Origin of the sequence: Pseudodesulfovibrio portus (assembly GCF_026000375.1) — a bacterium.
Lineage (GTDB): Bacteria > Desulfobacterota > Desulfovibrionia > Desulfovibrionales > Desulfovibrionaceae > Pseudodesulfovibrio > Pseudodesulfovibrio portus.
In genome coordinates, this window is the sequence record NZ_AP026708.1 from 40,282 (window position 1) to 59,592 (window position 19,311).

Annotated in this window: 17 protein-coding genes; 13 read left to right on the plus strand and 4 right to left on the minus strand. The window is 60.4% G+C overall.

Features of this window, described 5'->3' with window-relative positions; genetic code table 11:
* Both clpA and aat read left to right on the plus strand, forming a co-directional pair.
* Entirely contained in the window at window positions 1-2,313 is a 2,313-nt protein-coding gene (clpA, locus tag OO730_RS00215) for an ATP-dependent Clp protease ATP-binding subunit ClpA (protein ID WP_264984104.1), read from the plus strand.
* 45 nt (window positions 2,314-2,358) lie between these two features.
* Entirely contained in the window at window positions 2,359-3,051 is a 693-nt protein-coding gene (gene aat, locus OO730_RS00220) for a leucyl/phenylalanyl-tRNA--protein transferase (protein ID WP_264982570.1), read from the plus strand.
* 2 nt (window positions 3,052-3,053) lie between these two features.
* Here aat and OO730_RS00225 read toward each other — a convergent pair whose 3' ends face one another.
* Entirely contained in the window at window positions 3,054-3,533 is a 480-nt protein-coding gene (locus OO730_RS00225; protein ID WP_264982571.1) for a hypothetical protein, read from the minus strand.
* 86 nt (window positions 3,534-3,619) lie between these two features.
* On the opposite strand from OO730_RS00225, the gene uvrB reads away from it, so the two are divergent.
* The 5 genes from uvrB (at window position 3,620) to OO730_RS00250 (ending at window position 10,956) form a co-directional block, all read left to right on the plus strand.
* Complete coding sequence (gene uvrB, locus OO730_RS00230) at window positions 3,620-5,620, plus strand: excinuclease ABC subunit UvrB (RefSeq protein WP_264982572.1); 2,001 nt, start codon at window positions 3,620-3,622, stop codon at window positions 5,618-5,620.
* Window positions 5,621-5,623: 3 nt separating this feature from the next.
* Complete coding sequence (locus OO730_RS00235; protein WP_264982573.1) at window positions 5,624-6,658, plus strand: potassium channel family protein; 1,035 nt, start codon at window positions 5,624-5,626, stop codon at window positions 6,656-6,658.
* Window positions 6,659-6,680: 22 nt separating this feature from the next.
* On the plus strand, window positions 6,681-8,735 hold the full coding sequence (ligA, locus tag OO730_RS00240) for an NAD-dependent DNA ligase LigA (RefSeq protein WP_264982574.1): 2,055 nt from the start codon (window positions 6,681-6,683) through the stop codon (window positions 8,733-8,735).
* Between the two features lie 37 nt (window positions 8,736-8,772).
* The gene (gene dapB, locus OO730_RS00245; protein ID WP_264982575.1) at window positions 8,773-9,552 is read left to right on the plus strand and encodes a 4-hydroxy-tetrahydrodipicolinate reductase; all 780 of its coding nucleotides are present in this window, start codon (window positions 8,773-8,775) and stop codon (window positions 9,550-9,552) included.
* 69 nt (window positions 9,553-9,621) lie between these two features.
* Window positions 9,622-10,956 (plus strand): MATE family efflux transporter, encoded by a 1,335-nt coding sequence (locus OO730_RS00250; protein WP_264982576.1) that lies wholly within the window; start codon window positions 9,622-9,624, stop codon window positions 10,954-10,956.
* A 45-nt stretch (window positions 10,957-11,001) separates the two neighbouring features.
* On the opposite strand, the gene OO730_RS00255 is transcribed toward OO730_RS00250, so the two are convergent.
* Window positions 11,002-11,346, minus strand: a complete 345-nt coding sequence (locus tag OO730_RS00255; RefSeq protein ID WP_264982577.1) for an Hpt domain-containing protein — start codon at window positions 11,344-11,346, stop codon at window positions 11,002-11,004.
* Between the two features lie 274 nt (window positions 11,347-11,620).
* Here OO730_RS00255 and OO730_RS00260 point away from each other — a divergent pair, with 274 nt between their 5' ends.
* The gene (locus OO730_RS00260) at window positions 11,621-12,379 is read left to right on the plus strand and encodes a substrate-binding periplasmic protein (RefSeq protein ID WP_264982578.1); all 759 of its coding nucleotides are present in this window, start codon (window positions 11,621-11,623) and stop codon (window positions 12,377-12,379) included.
* Between the two features lie 70 nt (window positions 12,380-12,449).
* Here OO730_RS00260 and OO730_RS00265 read toward each other — a convergent pair whose 3' ends face one another.
* A complete protein-coding gene (locus OO730_RS00265) occupies window positions 12,450-12,881 on the minus strand; it encodes an ACT domain-containing protein (RefSeq protein WP_264982579.1) in 432 nt (143 codons plus the stop codon).
* A gap of 26 nt (window positions 12,882-12,907) precedes the next feature.
* The gene (locus tag OO730_RS00270) at window positions 12,908-14,212 is read right to left on the minus strand and encodes a phenylacetate--CoA ligase family protein (protein ID WP_264982580.1); all 1,305 of its coding nucleotides are present in this window, start codon (window positions 14,210-14,212) and stop codon (window positions 12,908-12,910) included.
* A 339-nt stretch (window positions 14,213-14,551) separates the two neighbouring features.
* Here OO730_RS00270 and OO730_RS00275 point away from each other — a divergent pair, with 339 nt between their 5' ends.
* The 5 genes from OO730_RS00275 to OO730_RS00295 all read left to right on the plus strand — a co-directional run bounded on the left by OO730_RS00275 (window position 14,552) and on the right by OO730_RS00295 (window position 19,301).
* Window positions 14,552-15,139, plus strand: a complete 588-nt coding sequence (locus OO730_RS00275; protein ID WP_264982581.1) for a nitroreductase family protein — start codon at window positions 14,552-14,554, stop codon at window positions 15,137-15,139.
* A 21-nt stretch (window positions 15,140-15,160) separates the two neighbouring features.
* Window positions 15,161-15,535, plus strand: coding sequence for a ribosome silencing factor (gene rsfS, locus OO730_RS00280; RefSeq protein WP_264982582.1), 375 nt, complete (start codon window positions 15,161-15,163; stop codon window positions 15,533-15,535).
* 8 nt (window positions 15,536-15,543) lie between these two features.
* Entirely contained in the window at window positions 15,544-17,073 is a 1,530-nt protein-coding gene (gene gpmI / locus OO730_RS00285; protein WP_264982583.1) for a 2,3-bisphosphoglycerate-independent phosphoglycerate mutase, read from the plus strand.
* Window positions 17,074-17,075: 2 nt separating this feature from the next.
* On the plus strand, window positions 17,076-17,318 hold the full coding sequence (locus OO730_RS00290) for a hypothetical protein (RefSeq protein ID WP_264984105.1): 243 nt from the start codon (window positions 17,076-17,078) through the stop codon (window positions 17,316-17,318).
* A gap of 669 nt (window positions 17,319-17,987) precedes the next feature.
* On the plus strand, window positions 17,988-19,301 hold the full coding sequence (locus OO730_RS00295) for a methyl-accepting chemotaxis protein (RefSeq protein ID WP_264982584.1): 1,314 nt from the start codon (window positions 17,988-17,990) through the stop codon (window positions 19,299-19,301).
* The last annotated feature ends 10 nt before the right edge of the window (window positions 19,302-19,311 follow it).

Genomic DNA, 19,311 nt, shown 5'->3' on the forward strand with positions numbered 1-19,311 from the left:
ATGCTCAGCAAGGAACTTGAAAGTGCTCTGACCGCCGCGGTCAACGAGGTGAAGCGCAGGAATCATGAATTCCTGACGCTGGAGCATCTCCTTTACGCCATCTCCATCGAGGAACAGGGCGAGGAGATTCTCGAGGCGTGCGGCGCGGAGATGGAACGGCTGCGCGATCAGCTCGGCCGTTTCTTCGTGGAGAACATGGAGGCCCTGCCCGAGGGCACCGAGTCCGAGGTCATCCAGACCCTCGGCGTGCGCCGCGTGCTGCAGCGTGCCGTGTGGCAGAAAAAGGCGTCCGGCAAGACCACCGTCGAGGTGGGGGACGTGCTGGCGGCCATGTTCGACGAAGAGGATTCCTACGCCGTCTATTTCTTGCGCACTCACGACGTGTCCCGCCTGGACATCCTGGAGTTCATCTCCCACGGCATGTCGACGGGCGAGGACTGGAACGACCTGCGCGATGATCCTGCCGCCAAGATCGACCGGCTGGACCGGACCGATGAGAAGCAGACCCCGCTCCAGGAATACACGGTCAACCTGACGGACAGGGCTTCCGAGGGCCTCATCGACCCGCTCATCGGCAGGAGCCAGGAGTTGGAGCGTACGGTCCAGGTCCTGTCGCGCCGACGCAAGAACAACCCCATCTTCGTGGGCGACCCCGGCGTGGGCAAGACCGCCATGGCCGAGGGGCTGGCCCTGATGGTGGTGGAGGGCAAGGTTCCCAAGGAGTTTCTGAGCGCCGAAATCTACGGCCTGGACATGGGGGCGCTGCTGGCGGGCACCAAGTACCGGGGTGATTTCGAGGCGCGTCTCAAGGGCGTGCTGTCCGAACTCAAGCGCAACAAGGATGCCATCCTGTTCGTGGATGAGATCCATACCATCGTCGGCGCGGGTTCCGTGTCCGGTGGCTCCATGGACGCCTCCAATATTCTCAAGCCGCTCCTGCAGTCCGGGGAAATCCGGTGCATCGGCTCGACCACGTTCGAGGAGTACAAGAATCATTTCGAGAAGGATCGCGCCCTTTCGCGCCGGTTCCAGAAGATCGAGATATCCGAGCCCACCGTGGAAGAGACCATCGCCATCCTCAAGGGATTGCAGTCCCATTATGAGGAGTTCCACGGCGTCAAGTACACTCATTTTGCGCTCAAGGCGGCTGCGGAGTTGTCCGAGCGGCATATCACGGACCGCTACCTTCCGGACAAGGCCATCGACGTCATGGACGAGGCGGGCGCGCTCTACAAGCTTTCGGGCCGCACCCGCAAGGGCGATCGCATCAAGGTCCTGGACGTGGAAAAGGTCGTGGCCCGCATGGCCCGCATCCCGGCCCGCAGGCTGACCATGTCCGACCGGGCGAGGCTCCAGAATCTCGAAAACGACCTCAAGGGCGTGGTCTTCGGACAGGACGAGGCTGTCACGGCCCTGTCCAAGTCCATCAAGCGCTCCCGTGCGGGCATGCGCCAGGTCGGCCGTCCCGTGGGCAGCTTCCTGCTCACCGGTCCCACCGGCGTGGGCAAGACCGAGCTGGCCCGCCAGTTGGCGGAAGTGCTCGGCATCGGTTTCCTCCGTTTCGACATGTCCGAGTACATGGAAAAGCACGCCGTGGCCCGGCTCATCGGCGCGCCTCCCGGCTACGTCGGCTTCGACCAGGGCGGCCTGCTCACCGAGGGTGTGCGCAAGAAGCCGCACTGCGTGGTCCTGTTCGACGAGATCGAAAAGGCCCATCCCGACGTGTTCAACATCCTCTTGCAGGTCATGGACTACGCCACGCTCACGGACAACAACGGGCGCAAGGCGGACTTTCGTCACGTCATCCTGCTCATGACCTCCAACGCGGGGGCTCGTGAGATGGCCAAGGGCGCCATCGGCTTCTCGCGCAACGAGGACGCTGATCGGGACGGCGGGGCCATGAAGGCACTGGAAAAGCTGTTCAGCCCGGAATTCCGCAACCGGCTTGACGCCATGGTGACCTTCAAGTCCCTGAAGCAGCCGGTCATGGAGAAGATCGTGGACAAGTTCCTTCGGGAACTCAACGACCAGCTCCAGGATCGCCGCGTCACGGTGGTGCTCACGGACCCGGCCCGCGCCAGATTGGCCGAACTGGGGTATGACACCGCCATGGGCGCACGTCCCATGGGCCGCGTCATCCAGACCGAGATCAAGGACGTCATTGCCGACGAGCTGCTCTTCGGCGAGTTGATGCGAGGCGGCGTCGTCACCGTAGGCCTTGCCGGAAAGTCAAAGAAATCAAAGAAGACACCTGTTGTCGGCAAGTCTGGGGAGTTTATCTTCTCCTTTGAGCCTGCGGGCAGGAAACAATAGTCATGAAACGGGGCGGCCACTGGCCGCCCCGTTTGTCAGGCAGCCATGACCATCTACCGGCTTTTCGACGAACCCATTTTCCCCGATCCTGAAGAGGCCGATTCCGACGGCCTGCTGGCCGTTGGCGGCGACCTCAGCCCACAGCGGCTCATCAACGCCTATGCGAGCGGCATATTCCCCTGGTACGCCGAGGACTCACCCATCCTGTGGTGGTCCACCAACCCGCGAATGGTCCTGATTCCCGAAGAATTTCACATGCCCCGCAGCCTGAAGCGGGTGCTCAACAGGGGGACGTTCACCTTTACGCTGGACACGCGGTTCAACGCGGTCATCCGGCGTTGCGCCTGCTGTCCGCGGCCCGCCCAGGAGGGGACCTGGATCGTGGAGGAGATGGTGGACGCCTATATCGCGCTTCATGAGCTGGGGTATGCCCACTCCGTGGAGGCGTGGCAGGACGGGGAGCTGGTGGGCGGACTCTACGGCGTGGCCCTGGGGTCGATTTTTTACGGCGAATCCATGTTTCACCATGTGCCGGACGCATCCAAGGCGGCCTTTGCCGTGTTCGTCGGGCAACTCGGGAAGTGGGGCTTCAGCCTCATCGACTGCCAGCAGACCACTCAGCACCTGCTCCGGTTCGGGGCGCGGGAGATGCAGCGGTATCAGTTTCTTTCCATGGTGCGCGAGGGCCTGGAACGTCCGACCAGGACGGGGCCATGGCGATTCGACGAGCAGGAGTAAGGCTATTCGTCGTCCGCCAGGGGCGGGTGCCGGTTCAGGTCGTAGAAGCCCATGAGGTCCATTTCAAGCGGGTAGCTCGGGATTTTCGAGAATTCGATGAAGCCGGTGGACTTGCCGCCGGAAATCTGGGTGAAACCGGTCAGGCCGGTCGGGACAGGGAAGGATATCGGCGCGGAACGAATGGACGTAAGCCTTGTGGAATATTGTGTTTTCAGGTAATCAATAAGGGTATGCCGTTCCGTGTCGGTAAAGGCCTCGAGGATGAAGAACTTGCTTCCTTCCGGGTCGCCTGACGAGCCGTCGAGAGGAGCGCCCAGAAGGCGGTCCCAGTCCATGCCTTCGTATTCTTCCGGGTCCCACTTGGAACGGAACAGGTGGACCTCGACGTCGCGTCTGCCCTTGAAGCTCTTGATGACCATGGAGATGACAAAGGCGCGGTCGACGGGGAGGGTGGTGTCGGGATTCGTTATGCTGATGTCCATGGTGGTACTCCGGGTGGCTGTGATACTAATGTCACCTCGTTCATACGACTTTTGCCGGGCTATCTCAAGCCCTTGAAGAAATGTTCATGCCGGATTTCAAACTTGTCAGCGAATATACCCTGAAGGGGGACCAGCCCGCCGCAGTGGCCGAGTTGACGGCCGGGCTGTCATCCGGCGTGCGCGATCAGGTTTTGCTGGGCGCCACCGGTACGGGCAAGACCTTCACCATGGCCAACGTGGTTGCCGGTCTCAACCGGCCCGCCCTGGTCCTGGCCCCCAACAAGACCCTGGCCGCCCAGCTTTATACCGAATTCAGAGGACTTTTCCCGGATAATGCGGTCGAGTATTTCGTCAGTTATTACGATTATTACCAGCCGGAAGCCTATCTCCCGCACTCGGACGTCTACATTGAGAAAGATTCCTCCATCAACGACAACATAGACAAGCTCAGGCATGCCGCCACCCATGCGCTCCTGACCCGCAAGGACGTGCTCATCGTGGCCTCGGTCTCCTGCATCTACGGCCTGGGCTCGCCGGAGTTCTACGCCAAGATGGTCATTCCCGTTGAGGAGGGGCAGATTCTTTCCATGGAGTCCCTGCTTGGCCGATTGGTCGAGATTCACTACGAACGCAACGACTACGACTTCCATCGCGGCACCTTCCGGGTGCGTGGCGACGTGGTGGAGATCATCCCCGCATACAGCCGGGAAAAGGCGTTGCGCATCGAATTCTTCGGCGACGAGATCGATTCCATCACCGAGACCGACCCGCTCACCGGCGAGGTCCGGGACCGGCTCAGGAAGACCGTCATCTATCCGGGCAGCCACTTCGTCTCGGACCGGGACAACCTGGATCGGGCAATCAAGGATATCCGCGATGAATTGCAGGTCCGTCTGGCCGACCTCAAGGCCCAAAACAAGCTGGTGGAGGCCCAGCGTCTTGAGCAGCGGTCCATGTACGACCTCGAAACAATTGAGGAACTTGGATATTGCAACGGCATTGAAAACTATTCGCTGCACCTGGACGGCCGCATCACCGGCCAGCCCCCGGCCACGTTGCTCGATTACTTCCCGGATGATTTCATCCTGTTCGTGGACGAGTCGCACATCGCGCTGCCCCAGGTGGGCGGCATGTACAAGGGCGACCGGTCGCGCAAGACCACGCTGGTTGACTACGGCTTCCGGCTGCCTTCCGCGCTCGACAACCGACCGCTCAACTACGAGGAATTCCAGGAGCGGGTCCATCAGGCGGTCTATGTTTCGGCCACGCCCGGCTCCATCGAGCTGGACCTGGCCCAGGGCGTGGTTGTGGAGCAGATCATCCGGCCCACAGGGTTGCTGGACCCCATGGTGGAAGTGCGAAAAACGCACGGACAGATTGACGATTTGCTCGCGGAATGTAAGAAGAGACAGGAGAAGGACGAGCGGGTGCTCGTGACCACGCTGACCAAGCGCATGGCCGAGGACCTGACCGACTATCTCAACCAGATGGGCGTCGTTGCCAAGTACCTGCACTCCGACATCGACACCATCGAGCGCATGGCCATCATACAGGCGCTCAGGGAGGGCGAGTTCTTCGTCCTGGTGGGCATCAACCTGCTCAGGGAAGGGCTCGACATCCCCGAGGTCTCTTTGGTGGCCATCCTGGACGGCGACAAGGAGGGATTCCTGCGTTCCGCTCGGTCGCTCATCCAGACCTTCGGTCGTGCCGCGCGCAACGTGGATGGCCGGGTCATCCTGTATGCCGACAAGGTGACCGACTCCATGGCCACGGCCATGGACGAGACCATGCGCAGGCGGCAGAAGCAGGAGGAGTACAACGAGGCCAACGGGATCACGCCGACCACCATCCGCAAGCGGATGGACAATCTTTTCGGCGAGTTGTCCGGCTCCGCATCGATCCCGGCCATGGGCAAGGCGGCGGAAGCGGCTGGTGAATACGGCACGGACCCGAAGACGTTGAACAAGAACATCAAGCAGCTGGAACGGGAAATGCGCGAAGCCGCCAGGGAATTGGAATTCGAGAAAGCTGCGGAAATCAGGGACCGCATAGCCCTGTTGCGAGAGCGCATCCTTAAGTTGGGGTAAGCAATGGCTGACTTGTTCCATAGACGAATGCTCCGGCTGAGAGCGAAGCTCGGCTCGTTCTGGAGTCTGGTTCTGGGCGCGATCTATATGTGCCTGGTATTTTTCATCGGAATCGTTTTTTACATGACCTACGAGCACTGGAACTTCGTCAGTTCCTTTTACATGGTGGTCATCACCCTTTCCACGGTCGGCTTCATGGAGGTCCAGGAGCTTTCCGAGACGGGCAGGATGTTCACTTCGATCCTGATCATGGGCGGCGTGGGCGGTTTCATTTACATTGCGGGTGCCTTTGCGCAAGTCTTGATCGACGGGCGTCTGCAGATTCTGTGGGGTAGACACAAGATGATGAAGGAAATTAATAAGCTGAGAAATCATTTTATCATCTGCGGCCATGGCCGCATCGGCAGCATCGTCGTCCAGGAGATTCGGGCGGACGGGCATGACGTGGTGGTCATCGAGCAGGATCCCGACCTCATCGACAAGATGGAGCAGGACGGCATCTTGTGTATCGAAGGCGACGCCACCAGCGACGCCGTTCTCTTGAGCGCCGGGCTCCTGCATGCCAAATCCCTCATCTCCGCCCTGACCAGCGAGGCAGCCAATGTCTACGTCACGCTGACGGCCCGCCAACTCAATCCCGAGATCACCATCGTGGCCCGGGCCGGCGACAAGTCCCACATATCCCGGCTAGAGCTGGCCGGCGCCGATCGCGTGGTGCTGCCGCATTTCATCGGCGGACTGCGCATGGCCCAGAACGTGCTGCGCCCCACGGTGACCAACTTCATGGAGTTGGCCATGCGCGGCGGCATCGACCTCCAGATGGAGGAACTGGCTATTTCACCGGAGTCCGAGTTGGTGAACAAGGACCTCATCGAGTCCAAGATCAGGGCCAATTTCGATTTGATCATCATCGCCATCAAGAAGGAAAACGGCGACATGATCTTCAACCCCGGCCCCAAGGAAGTGATCCACATGCGCGACACGCTCCTGGCCGTGGGCAAGAAATCGAACCTTTCCGCGATCAAGAAGATTCTCTAATAATTTAAAATAGATGAAAAGTATGATTTCTTCAGCCGCTGCAGAGCGCGCAGCTTATCTGCGTGAAAAACTTGAGTACCACAACCACCGGTATTACGTTCTTGACGCTCCTGAGATCACCGACGCCGAATACGACGAATTGTTCCGCGAGTTGGCGGCCATTGAGACGGCTCACCCGGAACTGGACGATCCCAACTCCCCGACCAAACGTGTTGGCGGGAAACCCGCAGCGGGTTTTACGCCCTATGAACATGCCGTCCGCATGTACTCCCTGGACAACGGCATGGACTTGGAAGCGTGGCGCGGTTTTGCCGAGCGCGTGGCCAAGGGAGTGGGGACCAGTGACATTTCCTACTGGACCGATCCCAAGATGGACGGTCTGGCCATGGAGGCGATTTACGAGAACGGGCGATTCGTCCGGGCGGCCACGCGCGGCGACGGCATGGTGGGCGAGGACGTGACCCACAACATGCGCACGGTCATGAATCTGCCGCTGACGCTGCACAACGCCAACCCTCCAGAACTGTTGGAGGTCCGTGGCGAAGTGGTCATTTCCAACAAGGATTTTGCGGCCCTGAACGCGCGCCAGGCCGAGGCCGGGGAAAAGGTCTTTGCCAATCCTCGCAATGCCGCTGCGGGCTCCATCCGTCAGCTCGACCCCAAGGTGGCGGCATCGCGCCCCCTGCGCTTCATGGCCTATGGCATCGGCCGGGTGGAGTGGGACGGCGACTCCTCGCCGTGGGCCACTCAGCAATCCATCGTGGAAGGGGTGCAGGAATTGGGTTTCGCGGTTGCGCCCGAGGCGCGGCTTTGCGCGTCCAGCCGGGAAGTGGCCGATTATTTCCAGCAGCTCATGGCCGAGCGGGCCGGGCTGCCCTTTGAGATAGACGGCGTGGTGGCCAAGGTCAACGACCTCGAGATGCAACGGGCATTGGGCTTTACTTCCCGCGCCCCGCGCTGGGCCCTGGCCCTCAAGTTTCCGGCCCACCAGACCAGTACGCGGTTGAACAACATCCGCATCCAGGTGGGGCGGACCGGAGTGCTGACCCCGGTGGCCGAACTGGAACCCGTGGAACTGGCGGGCGTGGTGGTTTCCAGCGCCACCCTGCACAACAAGGGATACATCGGGGAGCGGGATTTCCGCATCGGGGACACGGTCCTCATTCAGCGCGCCGGGGACGTCATCCCGCAGGTGCTGTCCGTGGACCTTGAAAAGCGGCCTGAATCCGCTGTCTCCTACCCGTTTCCCATGCAGTGTCCCGTGTGCCACAGCCCGGCCGTCGAGGACGGCGAGCGTGTGATCTGCACCAATCCCACCTGTCCGGCCAAGACCGTGCAGCGGATCATTCATTTCGTGTCCAAGGCGGGGCTGGACATGGAGGGCGTGGGCAAGCAGTGGGTGCGCAAGCTGGCCGAGGACGGGGTGCTGAACTCGCCCGCCGACCTGTTCACTCTGCAGAAGACCGCGCTCCTCAAATACGGAGGCATGGGCGACAAGTCCGCCGAGAACTTCATCAAGGCCATTCACAAGGCGCGGCACGATGCGCCGCTCTGGCGGCTCATCGCCGGGCTGGGCATCCGTCATGTGGGAGAGCAGACGGCCCGCACGCTGGCCGACAATTTCGAGGACCTGGCCGCCATCGGCAAGGTGACCCGCGAGGAATTGCAGGAGCTGGAAGACGTCGGCCCCATCGTGGCGGAGAGTTTGTACGACTATTTTCACAGTCCTGAGGCCGATGAGCTGTTCGCCCGGTTCAAGGAGGCGGACTTCTGGCCCAAGGGCGGCGTCAAGGCCGCCGAGGCCGCATCCGGCCTGCCTTTGGCGGGCAAGGTTTTCCTCTTTACCGGCACGCTGCCGGTCAAGCGCGACGAGGCGCAGGCCATGGTCGAGGCGTTGGGCGGGGTGGCCGCGAAAGCCATCTCCAGGAAGGTGGATTACCTGGTGGCTGGTGAAAAGGCCGGGTCCAAGGTGGCCAAGGCCGAAAAGCTCGGGGTTGAAATTATTGACTTCGAGGCGTTTCAGGCTTTACTTCAAGGCATGCCGAAAGCAAAGCCGAAGTCTTTGCTGGACTTCTAAAACATACATATTTTCAACTTGTTACATGGGGGGCACCATGGGTGTGAATATCGTCGTTTTGGGCGCCAAGGGGCGCATGGGCAACATGCTGGTCAACATGACCCTGGCCGACGAGGAACTGAACCTGGTTGGCGCGTGCGAGCGCAAGGGCAACACCGACGGCATGGTCTACGAGGACTGTGAGATTTCGGATTGCCTGGAGGACCTCCTGCCCAAGGTGCCGGGCGCGGTGATCATCGACTTCACCTCTCCCGAGTCTTCCGTGGCCATGGCCGAGACCGCCGCCAAGTTCGGCAACCCGGCCGTCATCGGCACCACGGGTCTCGACAAGGACCAGCAGGCCGCCTTGGCCGAGTCCGCCAAAAAGACGCCCCTGTTCTGGGCCCCGAACATGTCCGTGGGCGTGAACATGCTGCTCAAGTTCATGCCGCAGCTGGTCCAGGCACTTGGCGGGGCCTATGACATGGAGATCGTGGAGACCCACCATCGCATGAAGAAGGACTCTCCCAGCGGCACGGCCCTCAAGCTGGCCCAGTGCCTGGCCGAGGCGCGCGGCTGGGAGTACGACGACGTCAAGAAGCATTGCCGGGACGGCATCATCGGCGAGCGCCCCAAAAACGAGATCGGCGTGCAGACCTTGCGCGGCGGCGACGTGGTCGGCGAGCATACCATGTATTTCTTCGGGCCGGGCGAGCGCATCGAGGTCACCCATCGCGCCCACTCGCGCGAGACCTTTGCCGCCGGAGCCCTGCGCGCCGCCAAGTGGCTGTCCGGGCAGAAGGCGGGGCGGCTGTATTCCATGGCGGATGTCTTCTAATTATTTCGGTAAATAGGATAAAAAAAGGAAGCCTGCCTTGGTCGGTTTCCTTTTTTTTACGGCAGGCGCATGGACAACTCGCAGACCCATTCATTCAAAGACAGGCCCAATCGGACCCTGATCCGGCTGGCCGTGCCCGTACTCTTTTCCCTGGTGGCCGAACCGCTCGTCGGGCTGGCGGATACCGCGTTTGTGGCCCGGCTGCCGGGATCCGAGCCGGTGGCCGCACTGGGTATCGGCACCGTGGCCTTCACATCGATCTTCTGGGCCTTCACCTTTTTGGGCATCGGCACCCAGACCGAGGTGGCCCAGGCCGTGGGTGGCGGGGACCGGGAGCGTGCGGTGAAGGTGGTCTCCCTGGCGTCGCTGCTGGCCGCACTGATCGGCGTAATCCTGATGGGGGCGATGGCCTTTCTTCCTCCCATCGCTTCCCTGTTCGGGGGCGTTGGGGCGGTCAATGACCTTGCCTGCGAGTACATGTTTTTCCGGTTGCTCGGTGCGCCCGCCGTGTTGGTGTCCCTGGCCTGTTTCGGTGGGCTGCGCGGTGTGCAGGACATGCGCACCCCCTTGTTCGTGGCCGTCGCCGTCAACGTGGTCAACGTCGGCCTGGACTGGTTGCTCATCTTCGGTTCGGGGTCAATCCCGTCCATGGGCGTGGCCGGAGCGGCCATCGCCAGCACGGTGAGCCAATGGCTGGGGGCTGTCTGGTGCCTGTTTGCGGTGCATCGGAGAATCGGCCTGACCTGGCGTATGAAAGGGGCGGGATTCGCCCGGTTGATGCAGGTGGGCGGCGACCTGTTCCTGCGCACGGGCGGAGTGCTCGTCTTTCTGGCCCTGTGTACCAGGGTGGCCAACCGGGGCGGCCCGGACCAGGGGGCGGCATATCAGGCCATCAGGCAGTTCTTCATCTTTTCCGCGCTCTTCCTCGATGCCTTTGCCATCACCGGCCAGAGCCTTGTCGGGTATTTCCTCGGGGCAGGGGACCGGTTCCAGGCCCGGCGGGTGGCTCGGTCCGTGTGCTTGTGGAGTTTCGGCACCGGCGTGGCCCTGTGTCTCGCCATGGTGACCCTGGAAGAGGGGGTTGCCTGGCTGCTGGTGCCGCCGGAGGCCTACGCTGTGTTCGGCCCGGGGTGGCTGGTGGTGTCCCTGATGCAGCCGGTGGGATCGTTGTCTTTCGCCACCGACGGTATCCATTGGGGAACGGGCGATTTTCGCTATCTGCGCAATTCCATGCTTGTGGCCTCGGTTGTTGCCGGGGCGTGCGTGTTGGTCGTCGACTCCCTGCGTCCCGATTACGTCCTGGTCTACATCTGGCTGGCAACGGCGTTGTGGACGTTCATCCGCGCCGGGTTCGGCATGGTCCGCATCTGGCCGGGCATGGGCGACGCGCCTCTCGGAAAATGAAAAACCCGCCGGTAGGCGGGTTGTGAAGGCCGGATTGGTCCGTGTCTAGTTGTTTGCCAGGAAATTGAACATGAAGGCGTAGGCGTGGCGCATTTCCGCCTCCAGTTCACCCATGTGGGTCATGGCGGCGTCCATGTCCCTGGCCTTGGAGGCGTTTTCCAGGGCCAGGCAGCATTGGCGCACGCGTTCGACGCCGATGGTGGCGGCCCCGCCTTTGAGGGAGTGGGCCAGGTGGCGGAGCCTTTCCACGTCACGGGAATCCAGGGCGTCCTTGATTTCCATGATGCGCTTGGGTTCCTGGGAGATGAACACGGTGAACATCCGTTTCAAAAACGGGCGTTTGCCGGACATTGACTCCAGAAATTTGCTGTCGATGATCTCTTGTTCCATTTTTTACCTTCAGCGAGGGCGATCAATCCCTATCGTAATTTCACCCTATACTCGCAGGCGGGATTTCCGGCAACACCTTTTGAAAAAAAGGTGTCTGCTCGCTGGATGGGATTGCATGTGAACCGTCCGGAACCGGTGATGGACCATTTGTGAGTTAAGAAATATTGATGTTGTATGGTTTGGCGTATGGACGTATGGTTATAACCATCTGGAACGGCGGAATTGAATGTCTTATTCTTATTCAATGGGGGATTGCAGGGGGTCGGTGGAATACGTGCATAGCCGTTTTTTTCAATTCATTCTTTTGGTCCTTTCCCTGGTCATCGTTCTGTCCCCCGGTCCGTCGATGGCCGGGAACACGGTGACGTTTGCCCTTTTCTCTCGAGAGTGGGCTCCTTTCGAGATGATCGTTGACGGGGAACCCGTCGGCGCGGCCGTCGAGCTTTTCAAGGCGTTGATGCCGCCGGACGTCGAGACCACGGTCGAGTTGTGTCCCTCTCCCCGAAGCAAGTTGCGGGAGCCCTCCGGGCCCGTGTTCGCGCGGCTGGAAAGTCGGGAGTGGGTCAAGGATGCCGAGAACTTTCTGTGGAGCGAGCCCGTGACGAGCGTGAAGACCGTCATGTACTCTTCAAAAACAAATCCTCGGGAATATGCCGGGGATGCCAGTCTGTACGGCTTGACCGTCGGCTGCATCAAGGGTTTCGTATACCCGATCGCGGAGCATCTTTTCGCCAGAGGGAAGGTCGTCCGATATGACGTGAATGACGATCTCATCCTGTTGCGGATGGTCAAGGCGGGCCGGGTGGACGTGGCCTTTTTCGACGATATCTCCATCGCCTGGATGATCAGTAAATCCGAAGAGATGAACAATAGTGACTTTCACATTGCCGGCAACCATCTCGGCAGCGAGGACTTGCGGTTCTTCTTCAGCAAGCACAAGGCGTGGGAGGAACGGCTGCCCGAGATCAACCGGCTGATCAGGGAAAAACGGGCGGACGGAACCATTGACGCCATCATCAACCGGTACCGCTAACCGTTGCGTCATGAAAACAAAAAAGGGTGGAGGCTTGTGCCCCCACCCTTTTTTACGTGATTCGAAATGGCTACATGCTGTAGAGCTTGTCGCCCGGGATGGTGGTGATGCCGTTTTTCTGCAACAGCTCGATGCCCTGGTCGGTGCGGTCGAAGCGGAAGATCAGCACGGCTGAGTTGCCGGACTGCTGCACGAAGGCGTACATGTACTCCACGTTGATGCCCGCTTCCTGAAGCATGGCCAGGATGTTGTTCAGGCCACCGGGCTCGTCCGTGACTTCGACGGCCACCACCGAGGTCCGGCCCACGGTGAACCCCGCGTCCTTGAGCTTGGTCTTGGCGGTTTCGAAATCGGATACGATCAGCCGCAGGATGCCGAAGTCCGAGGTGTCGGCCAGGGACAGGGCGCGGATGTTCACGCCCGCTTCGGACAGGATGCGGGTGACCTCGGCCAGTCGACCGGCTCGGTTTTCCAGGAATATGGAGAGTTGATCTACTTTCATGGTATTCTCCTTGTTCGTTGGCATTGTTAGCCCTCTTTCCTCTTGTCGATGATCCGCTTGGCCTTGCCCATGGACCGTTCGATGGTCTTGGGCTCCACCAGCTTGACCTTGGCGGTGACGCCGAGGAATTCCTTAATGTTTTTCATTACCTTTGATTCCATCTTCTGTAAACTCTTGATCTCGTCCGAGAAGATGGATTCATTGACCTCCACCTGAACCTCCAGGGAGTCGAGGTTGCCCTGGCGCTCAACGATGAGCTGGTAGTGTGGGGTCAATCCCTCGGTCTCGATGAGGATGGACTCGATCTGGGACGGGAACACGTTGACGCCGCGAATGATGAGCATGTCGTCGGAGCGGCCGGTGACGCGCTTCATGCGGGCCGTGGTGCGGCCGCATTTGCACGGAGTGGTGTTCAGGGTCGTCAGGTCGCGGGTGCGATAGCGGATGAGCGGGATGCCTTCCTTGGTCAGGGTGGTGAAGACGAGTTCGCCTTCCTCGCCCGGTGCGACGGGTTCGCCGGTCTGCGGGTCGATGGTCTCGGCCAGGAAATGGTCCTCCTGGATGTGCAGGCCGTCCTGGGCCTCGTGACACTCGATGGCCACGCCCGGACCCATGATCTCGGACAGGCCGTAGATGTCGATGGCCGTGATGCCGAGTTTCTTTTCGATTTCAAGCCGCATCTCGTTTGTCCACGGTTCGGCGCCGAAAATGCCGATCCTGAGCGGCAGCTCCCGGATGTCGATGCCCAGTTCCTGGCCGGTCTCGGCGAGGAACAGGGCGTAGGACGGGGTGCAGCAGATGACGTCGGGCATGAAGTCCTTGAGCAGGGTGACCTGGCGGCGGGTGGCGCCGCCGGAGATGGGCACGACCGTGGCGCCCAGCGCTTCGGCGCCGTAGTGCGCGCCCAGGCCGCCCGTGAACAGGCCGTAGCCGTAGGCGTTGTGGACGGTATCGGAGGCGGAGGCGCCTGCCGCCATGAAGCAGCGGGCCATAAGCTCGCCCCAGTTCTCGATGTCGCGCTTGGTATAACCGACCACGGTGGCCGTGCCGGTGGTGCCGGAGGAGGAGTGGATGCGCACGATCTGGTCCTTGGGCACCGCGAACAAGCCGAAGGGATACTGGTCGCGCAGGTCCTGCTTGACGGTGAACGGCAGCAGGGTGATGTCCTTCAGGGTCTTGATGTCCTGCGGCTTGATCCCTTTTTCATCAAATTTCTTCTTGTAGAACGGGACGTTGGCATACACCCGTTCACACAGCGCCTGAAGCCGCCTGAGCTGGACCAGTTCCAGTTCCTCACGGGGCATGGTTTCGTTTTTTACATCGTAGATCATCCCTTCAACCTCCTTCGGTCGGACCTGATCGTCCGTTTCTCTTTCCCTCTCAAATAAAAAACCACGGTCTTTCCAGCCCGTGGTCCCTGTCGGCATTGCTTTGCCAGTTCAAACTCCACGAGCCTCCGTCAGAAGCCCGTAAAAAAGAACGCATGCGAAGATGGACATTTTTGCATAGGCGTGAGATTGCCCCATGTTCCCTACCGCGTCAAGGGGTTTGTCGTTGCAGGCCGGTTGGATAAAGGGGGTGCCGCACCGTGCCGGGAGGCCCGTCCGACATTGCGGATTGGCGCAAAGTGCATTACAGCCTGAGAGGATGACCCAACAATCGGAGGGAGCATGAATTTCAGAGAATTGGTTGAGCGGAACAGGACGCGGAGAAAATTCGACCAGTCAAAGATTCTGGATGCCAGGATATTGGTTGATCTGGTGGAGTTGACGCGCTTTGTGCCCTCGGGTGCGAACAAGCAGCCTTTGAAATATGCGGTGACCGCCGACCCCGGCCTGTGCGCGGAGATTTTCCCCCTGCTGGGCTGGGCGGCGTACCTCAAGGATTGGAACGGTCCGGAGGAGGGCGAGCGTCCCACCGGCTACATCACCATCATGCTGGACAAGAACATTGCCGACGCGCCCGGCTGCGACCATGGCATCGCCAGTCAGACCATCATGCTCGGGGCCGTGGAAAAGGGCCTGGGAGGCTGCATCATCGCCACGGTCAACAGGAAGAAGCTGGCCCGAATTCTCGACCTGCCGGACAACCTCGAGATCCTGTTGGTTCTCGCCTTGGGCGTCCCGGCCCAGAAGGTGGTGGTGGAATCGCTTCCCCCGGACGGCGACATCAAGTATTGGACCGGTGACGACGGCAATCATCACGTGCCCAAGCGCAGCCTGGATGAATTGCTCGTCGGATGTTTTCCAAAAGAATAGATTGATATGTGAGGATACAAATTGCTGAATAAAGAAAAGAAATTCCAGGACATTTCCAGTGAGGCCAAGGCTCGCATCGTGGCCGGTTGGCTGGACGACAAGCAGGGTGATCATATCGTGATCATGGATGTGTCGAAAATGAGTTCCGTCACGGACATGACAATGGTAGTGTCCGCTCGCGGCATGAAGCACGCTCAGGCCCTGGCCGATCATCTCCTGGATAAATGCGCCGAGGAAAAGCTCGAATTTCTGGGCATGGAAGGCCGCCAGACCGGCGAATGGGTCCTGGTCGACCTCAACGACGTGCTGGTGCACATCTTCCTGGAAGAACTCCGGGAATTCTACAACATCGAAGGCATGTGGGCCGAGGCCCCCAGAGTCGAAATAGACGGATAATCCATACGATGGCCGAACCTAAAAAAACGCTGCTGCTGATTCTGGACGGATGGGGCATCGCCCCTGACGGGGAGGGCAATTGCGTGCGCAATGCCGCCACCCCCAATCTCGACCGGCTGCTGGCCGAGTACCCTCATACCCGGCTTGCCTGCTCTGGCCGCTCCGTGGGGCTGCCCGACGGGTTCATGGGCAACTCCGAGGTCGGGCACATGAACATCGGCGGCGGTCGGGTGATCTACCAGGACATGACCCGCATCGACATGGCCATTGAGGACGGCAGCTATTTCGACAACCCCGGCCTCAAGGAGTTGATGGCCAGGACCAGGGCCGGGAGCGGGCGACTGCACCTCATGGGCCTGGTGTCCGACGGCGGCGTACACAGCCACAACAATCATATTTACGCCACCCTTGAGATGGCTAAAAGGGAAGGAATTGAAGAGGTTTACCTTCACGCTTTCCTGGATGGCCGGGACACCGCCCCGACCAGTGGCCTCGGGTATGTCCGTCAGATGATGGAGAAGATGGAAGAGCTGGGCGTCGGCCTGATCGCCACCGTATCCGGGCGGTTTTACGCCATGGACCGCGATCAGCGGTACGAGCGGGTGCAGGTGGCCTACAATGCATTGGTGGACGGCAACGGCGTGGCGGTGAACGACCCGCTGGAAGCCATCCAGGCGTCATACAACCGCGGGGAGAACGACGAGTTTGTCAAACCCGCAGTGATCAAGGGCGTGGACGGACGTATCGGTGACGGCGACGGGTTGTTTTTCTTCAACTTCCGCGCCGACCGGGCCCGGGAGATCAGCCGTACCATTTTTGACAAGAATTTCAGTGAATTCGAGCGCGCTTCAGTGCCCGCCCTTGCGGCTTTCGCAACCATGACCCGGTACGAGTCCTCGTTCCCCATGGCCAATGCGTTTCCGCCTGTGAGCTATGAGGGGACCCTTGGCGAGGTCGTGTCCGGCAGGGGATTGCGCCAGTTGCGCATTGCCGAGACCGAGAAGTACGCCCACGTGACCTATTTCCTCAATTGCGGACGCGAGGAGCCGTTTGCGGGCGAGGACCGGGTCATGATCCCGTCCCCGCGCGAGGTTGCCACCTACGATCAAAAACCGCAGATGAGCGCCGACGAGGTGGCGGACACCCTTATCGGCAAGCTCGGCGACTACGACCTGTGCGTCTGCAACCTGGCCAACCTGGACATGGTCGGACACACCGGAATCATGGATGCAGCCAAGAAGGCCTGCGTGACCGTGGACGGTTGCGTGGGACGTATAGTGGATGCGGTGCTCAAGGCCGGGGGCAGGGCGCTTGTCACTGCAGATCACGGCAACGCCGAGCAGATGCTGGCCGAGGACGGCAGCCCGCACACGGCCCATTCCACCAACCCCGTGCCCCTTGTGTATATCGAGGAAGGGTGCGAAGGTGCACAGCTTGAAGAGGGCATACTCGGCGATATCGCGCCGACCATTCTCGGTCTGTGGGGCGTGCAGCCGCCCGCCGAGATGACCGGCAAAAACCTGGTGAAGAAGGGATAATGATGGCGCAATCGAACAAACCGCTGACCCCGGTCAAACCGGCGGCCATGGAAATGATCTTCCTGTATCCGTGTCCCCATTGCGGGCGCGAAGTGCCGCTCATTTCCCCGTCGCGTCCGGCCATGGCCCAGTGCGACGCCTGTCGCGAGAATTTCCCCATTGTTCCGGTGGACGACCGCACCATCCGCTACATGAAACTCATTCTGGCGGGCGGCAAGGCGGGCATTGATCCCGATTTCCTGTAATTGAAGAGTTCATCATGAAGAACAGCATCCGAGCCGCTTTCAAGCGGCTCTTTTTTTGATCTTTTTTTATCTCGAAATTCTCTAGATAATTTGTAGAAAACTCGTAAATGGTTGATTTTCTAGAGTAAATCTAGAGAAAGTCTAAAGAAAATGGGAGTTTGCACCCGTCGAGGGGCGCGGGCCGTCAATCCGTTGTTGGCCCGTCCTTTGCTTTGTCTGTCCGGGGCAAGGTGAAAAAACAGTCATGCGGTAGCCCTGAAAATACCCATGAAGAGAAGGTAGTGCGCGGTGAATATAGTACTTATTTGTGTGATGGCATTGGCAGTTGCGGGAGGCAGTCCCGCATGGGCCGCAGGTGATGAGGTGACAATTCTGTCAGCGGAAATCGACCGCCTGCACTGGATGATGGTCGGAGTGGGGAGCGTCGGCGTGGTGTCATGTCTGGTGACCGCTCTGGTCGTCAGGATGGTGATCATCAATAAATACATTAAATTATCGGACTCGATGAGGCTGATTTCCAAGGGAAATCTCAAGGTCGAATTGCCTGAGCCAGGGAATGACGTTTTTGGTAAAATAAGCAACCATTTGCACCAAATTGTCAGTTACATTGAAGAGTTAGAAGAGCGAATCGCAAAGAGCGAAAATGTAGCCAAAGAAGCTGAAACCAAGGTGCGCGTCGCTCAGGAGCAGGCGCAGGATGCCCGGGAGCGTGGCGAGTCAGCCCGTTGCCGGGGCTTGTTGTCCGCAGCGGCTACGCTGGACACGTCCATCCAGTCCATCAGGACCCACTCCCTGCAGCTGGCGGAGGTGGCATCCAGGGCGCATGAAGGGGCGTTTGAACAGCAGCGTTTCATCAGTGAGGCGGCCACTGCAATGGAGGAGATGAACGCGGCCGTCAACGAGTCGGCCCGGAACGCTTCCGACGCGGCCGAAGACGCGGCCCGGGTCATGGAGTATGCCGGGTCCGGGTCGGAAGTGGTCTCAAGGACGCTGGAGTCCATCAGCGCCGTGTCCGACAACTCCCAGTCCCTGGTCGAGAACGTGGCCGGGTTGGGCGTGCAGGCCGAGGGCGTGGGCACCATCATGGGCGTCATCTCCGACATCGCCGACCAGACCAACCTCTTGGCGTTGAACGCGGCCATCGAGGCGGCCAGGGCCGGTGAGGCGGGCCGCGGGTTCGCGGTGGTGGCCGACGAGGTGCGCAAGCTGGCCGAAAAGACCATGGACGCAACCAGGGACGTGGGTGTGGCCATCCAGGGGATTCAGGAGCAGGTGGGTCAGACCATTGAAGGCGTCAGGGACATGTCGAACCTTGCCGACGAGGCGGCCGGGCTGGCCCGGAAGTCGGGCAAGGCCCTGAGTGAGATAGTCGAGTATGCCGGAACCAGCTCCGGACGTATCGGGTCCATTGCCGCGGCAGCGTCGCAGCAGTCCATCACCAGCGAGGCCCTGTCCAGGACCATCGTCGAGGTGCAGGCCATTTCCGATGCCACCGGGAAGGGCATGGAAGAAGCGGTTCAGGCGGTTTCCCGCGTGTCCGAGGGGGTCGACGACCTGGCGACCATGACCGGCATGTTCCGCATGGTCGGTGACGGGATGGTGCAGGCGGTTATCGGCGAACTGGCCGCGTCGGACAATATCCTGTCCCGCGAACGGTCCAGGCAGGAGCGGGCCATGCGCCAGGCGCTCAAGGCAAATGACTTCCTTGAATTGTTGTATATAACGGACGAGAAAGGCGTGCAGACCGTTTCCAACATGGGCGGAAAGGTCACCGGCTATGCCGAGGATACGTCGGCCCTGGGCGGCAAATGGGGCAATCGGCCATGGTTTACGGGAGCCATGGAGAGCGGGACCTTCTATATCTCGGACGTGTACACCTCGTCCGCCTCCGGCGAGAGCTGCATTACGGTGTCGAGTCCGTACTTTGGCAGCAACGGCAAGCCTTTCGGCGTGATCGCTGCCGACGTCCGCGTGGCCGCATAGGGGATTGATG

Excerpts from the sequence above, each read along its gene's own strand:
- dapB (WP_264982575.1), top strand. The coding sequence starts at position 8,773 with ATGGGTGTGAATATCGTCGTTTTGGGCGCCAAGGGGCGCATGGGCAAC.
- OO730_RS00255 (WP_264982577.1), bottom strand. The coding sequence starts at position 11,346 with ATGGAACAAGAGATCATCGACAGCAAATTTCTGGAGTCAATGTCCGGC.
- OO730_RS00250 (WP_264982576.1), top strand. The coding sequence starts at position 9,622 with ATGGACAACTCGCAGACCCATTCATTCAAAGACAGGCCCAATCGGACC.
- gpmI (WP_264982583.1), top strand. The coding sequence starts at position 15,544 with ATGGCCGAACCTAAAAAAACGCTGCTGCTGATTCTGGACGGATGGGGC.
- OO730_RS00265 (WP_264982579.1), bottom strand. The coding sequence starts at position 12,881 with ATGAAAGTAGATCAACTCTCCATATTCCTGGAAAACCGAGCCGGTCGA.
- OO730_RS00275 (WP_264982581.1), top strand. The coding sequence starts at position 14,552 with ATGAATTTCAGAGAATTGGTTGAGCGGAACAGGACGCGGAGAAAATTC.
- OO730_RS00225 (WP_264982571.1), bottom strand. The coding sequence starts at position 3,533 with ATGGACATCAGCATAACGAATCCCGACACCACCCTCCCCGTCGACCGC.
- OO730_RS00270 (WP_264982580.1), bottom strand. The coding sequence starts at position 14,212 with ATGATCTACGATGTAAAAAACGAAACCATGCCCCGTGAGGAACTGGAA.
- uvrB (WP_264982572.1), top strand. The coding sequence starts at position 3,620 with ATGCCGGATTTCAAACTTGTCAGCGAATATACCCTGAAGGGGGACCAG.
- aat (WP_264982570.1), top strand. The coding sequence starts at position 2,359 with ATGACCATCTACCGGCTTTTCGACGAACCCATTTTCCCCGATCCTGAA.
- clpA (WP_264984104.1), top strand. The coding sequence starts at position 1 with ATGCTCAGCAAGGAACTTGAAAGTGCTCTGACCGCCGCGGTCAACGAG.
- OO730_RS00290 (WP_264984105.1), top strand. The coding sequence starts at position 17,076 with ATGGCGCAATCGAACAAACCGCTGACCCCGGTCAAACCGGCGGCCATG.
- ligA (WP_264982574.1), top strand. The coding sequence starts at position 6,681 with ATGATTTCTTCAGCCGCTGCAGAGCGCGCAGCTTATCTGCGTGAAAAA.
- OO730_RS00235 (WP_264982573.1), top strand. The coding sequence starts at position 5,624 with ATGGCTGACTTGTTCCATAGACGAATGCTCCGGCTGAGAGCGAAGCTC.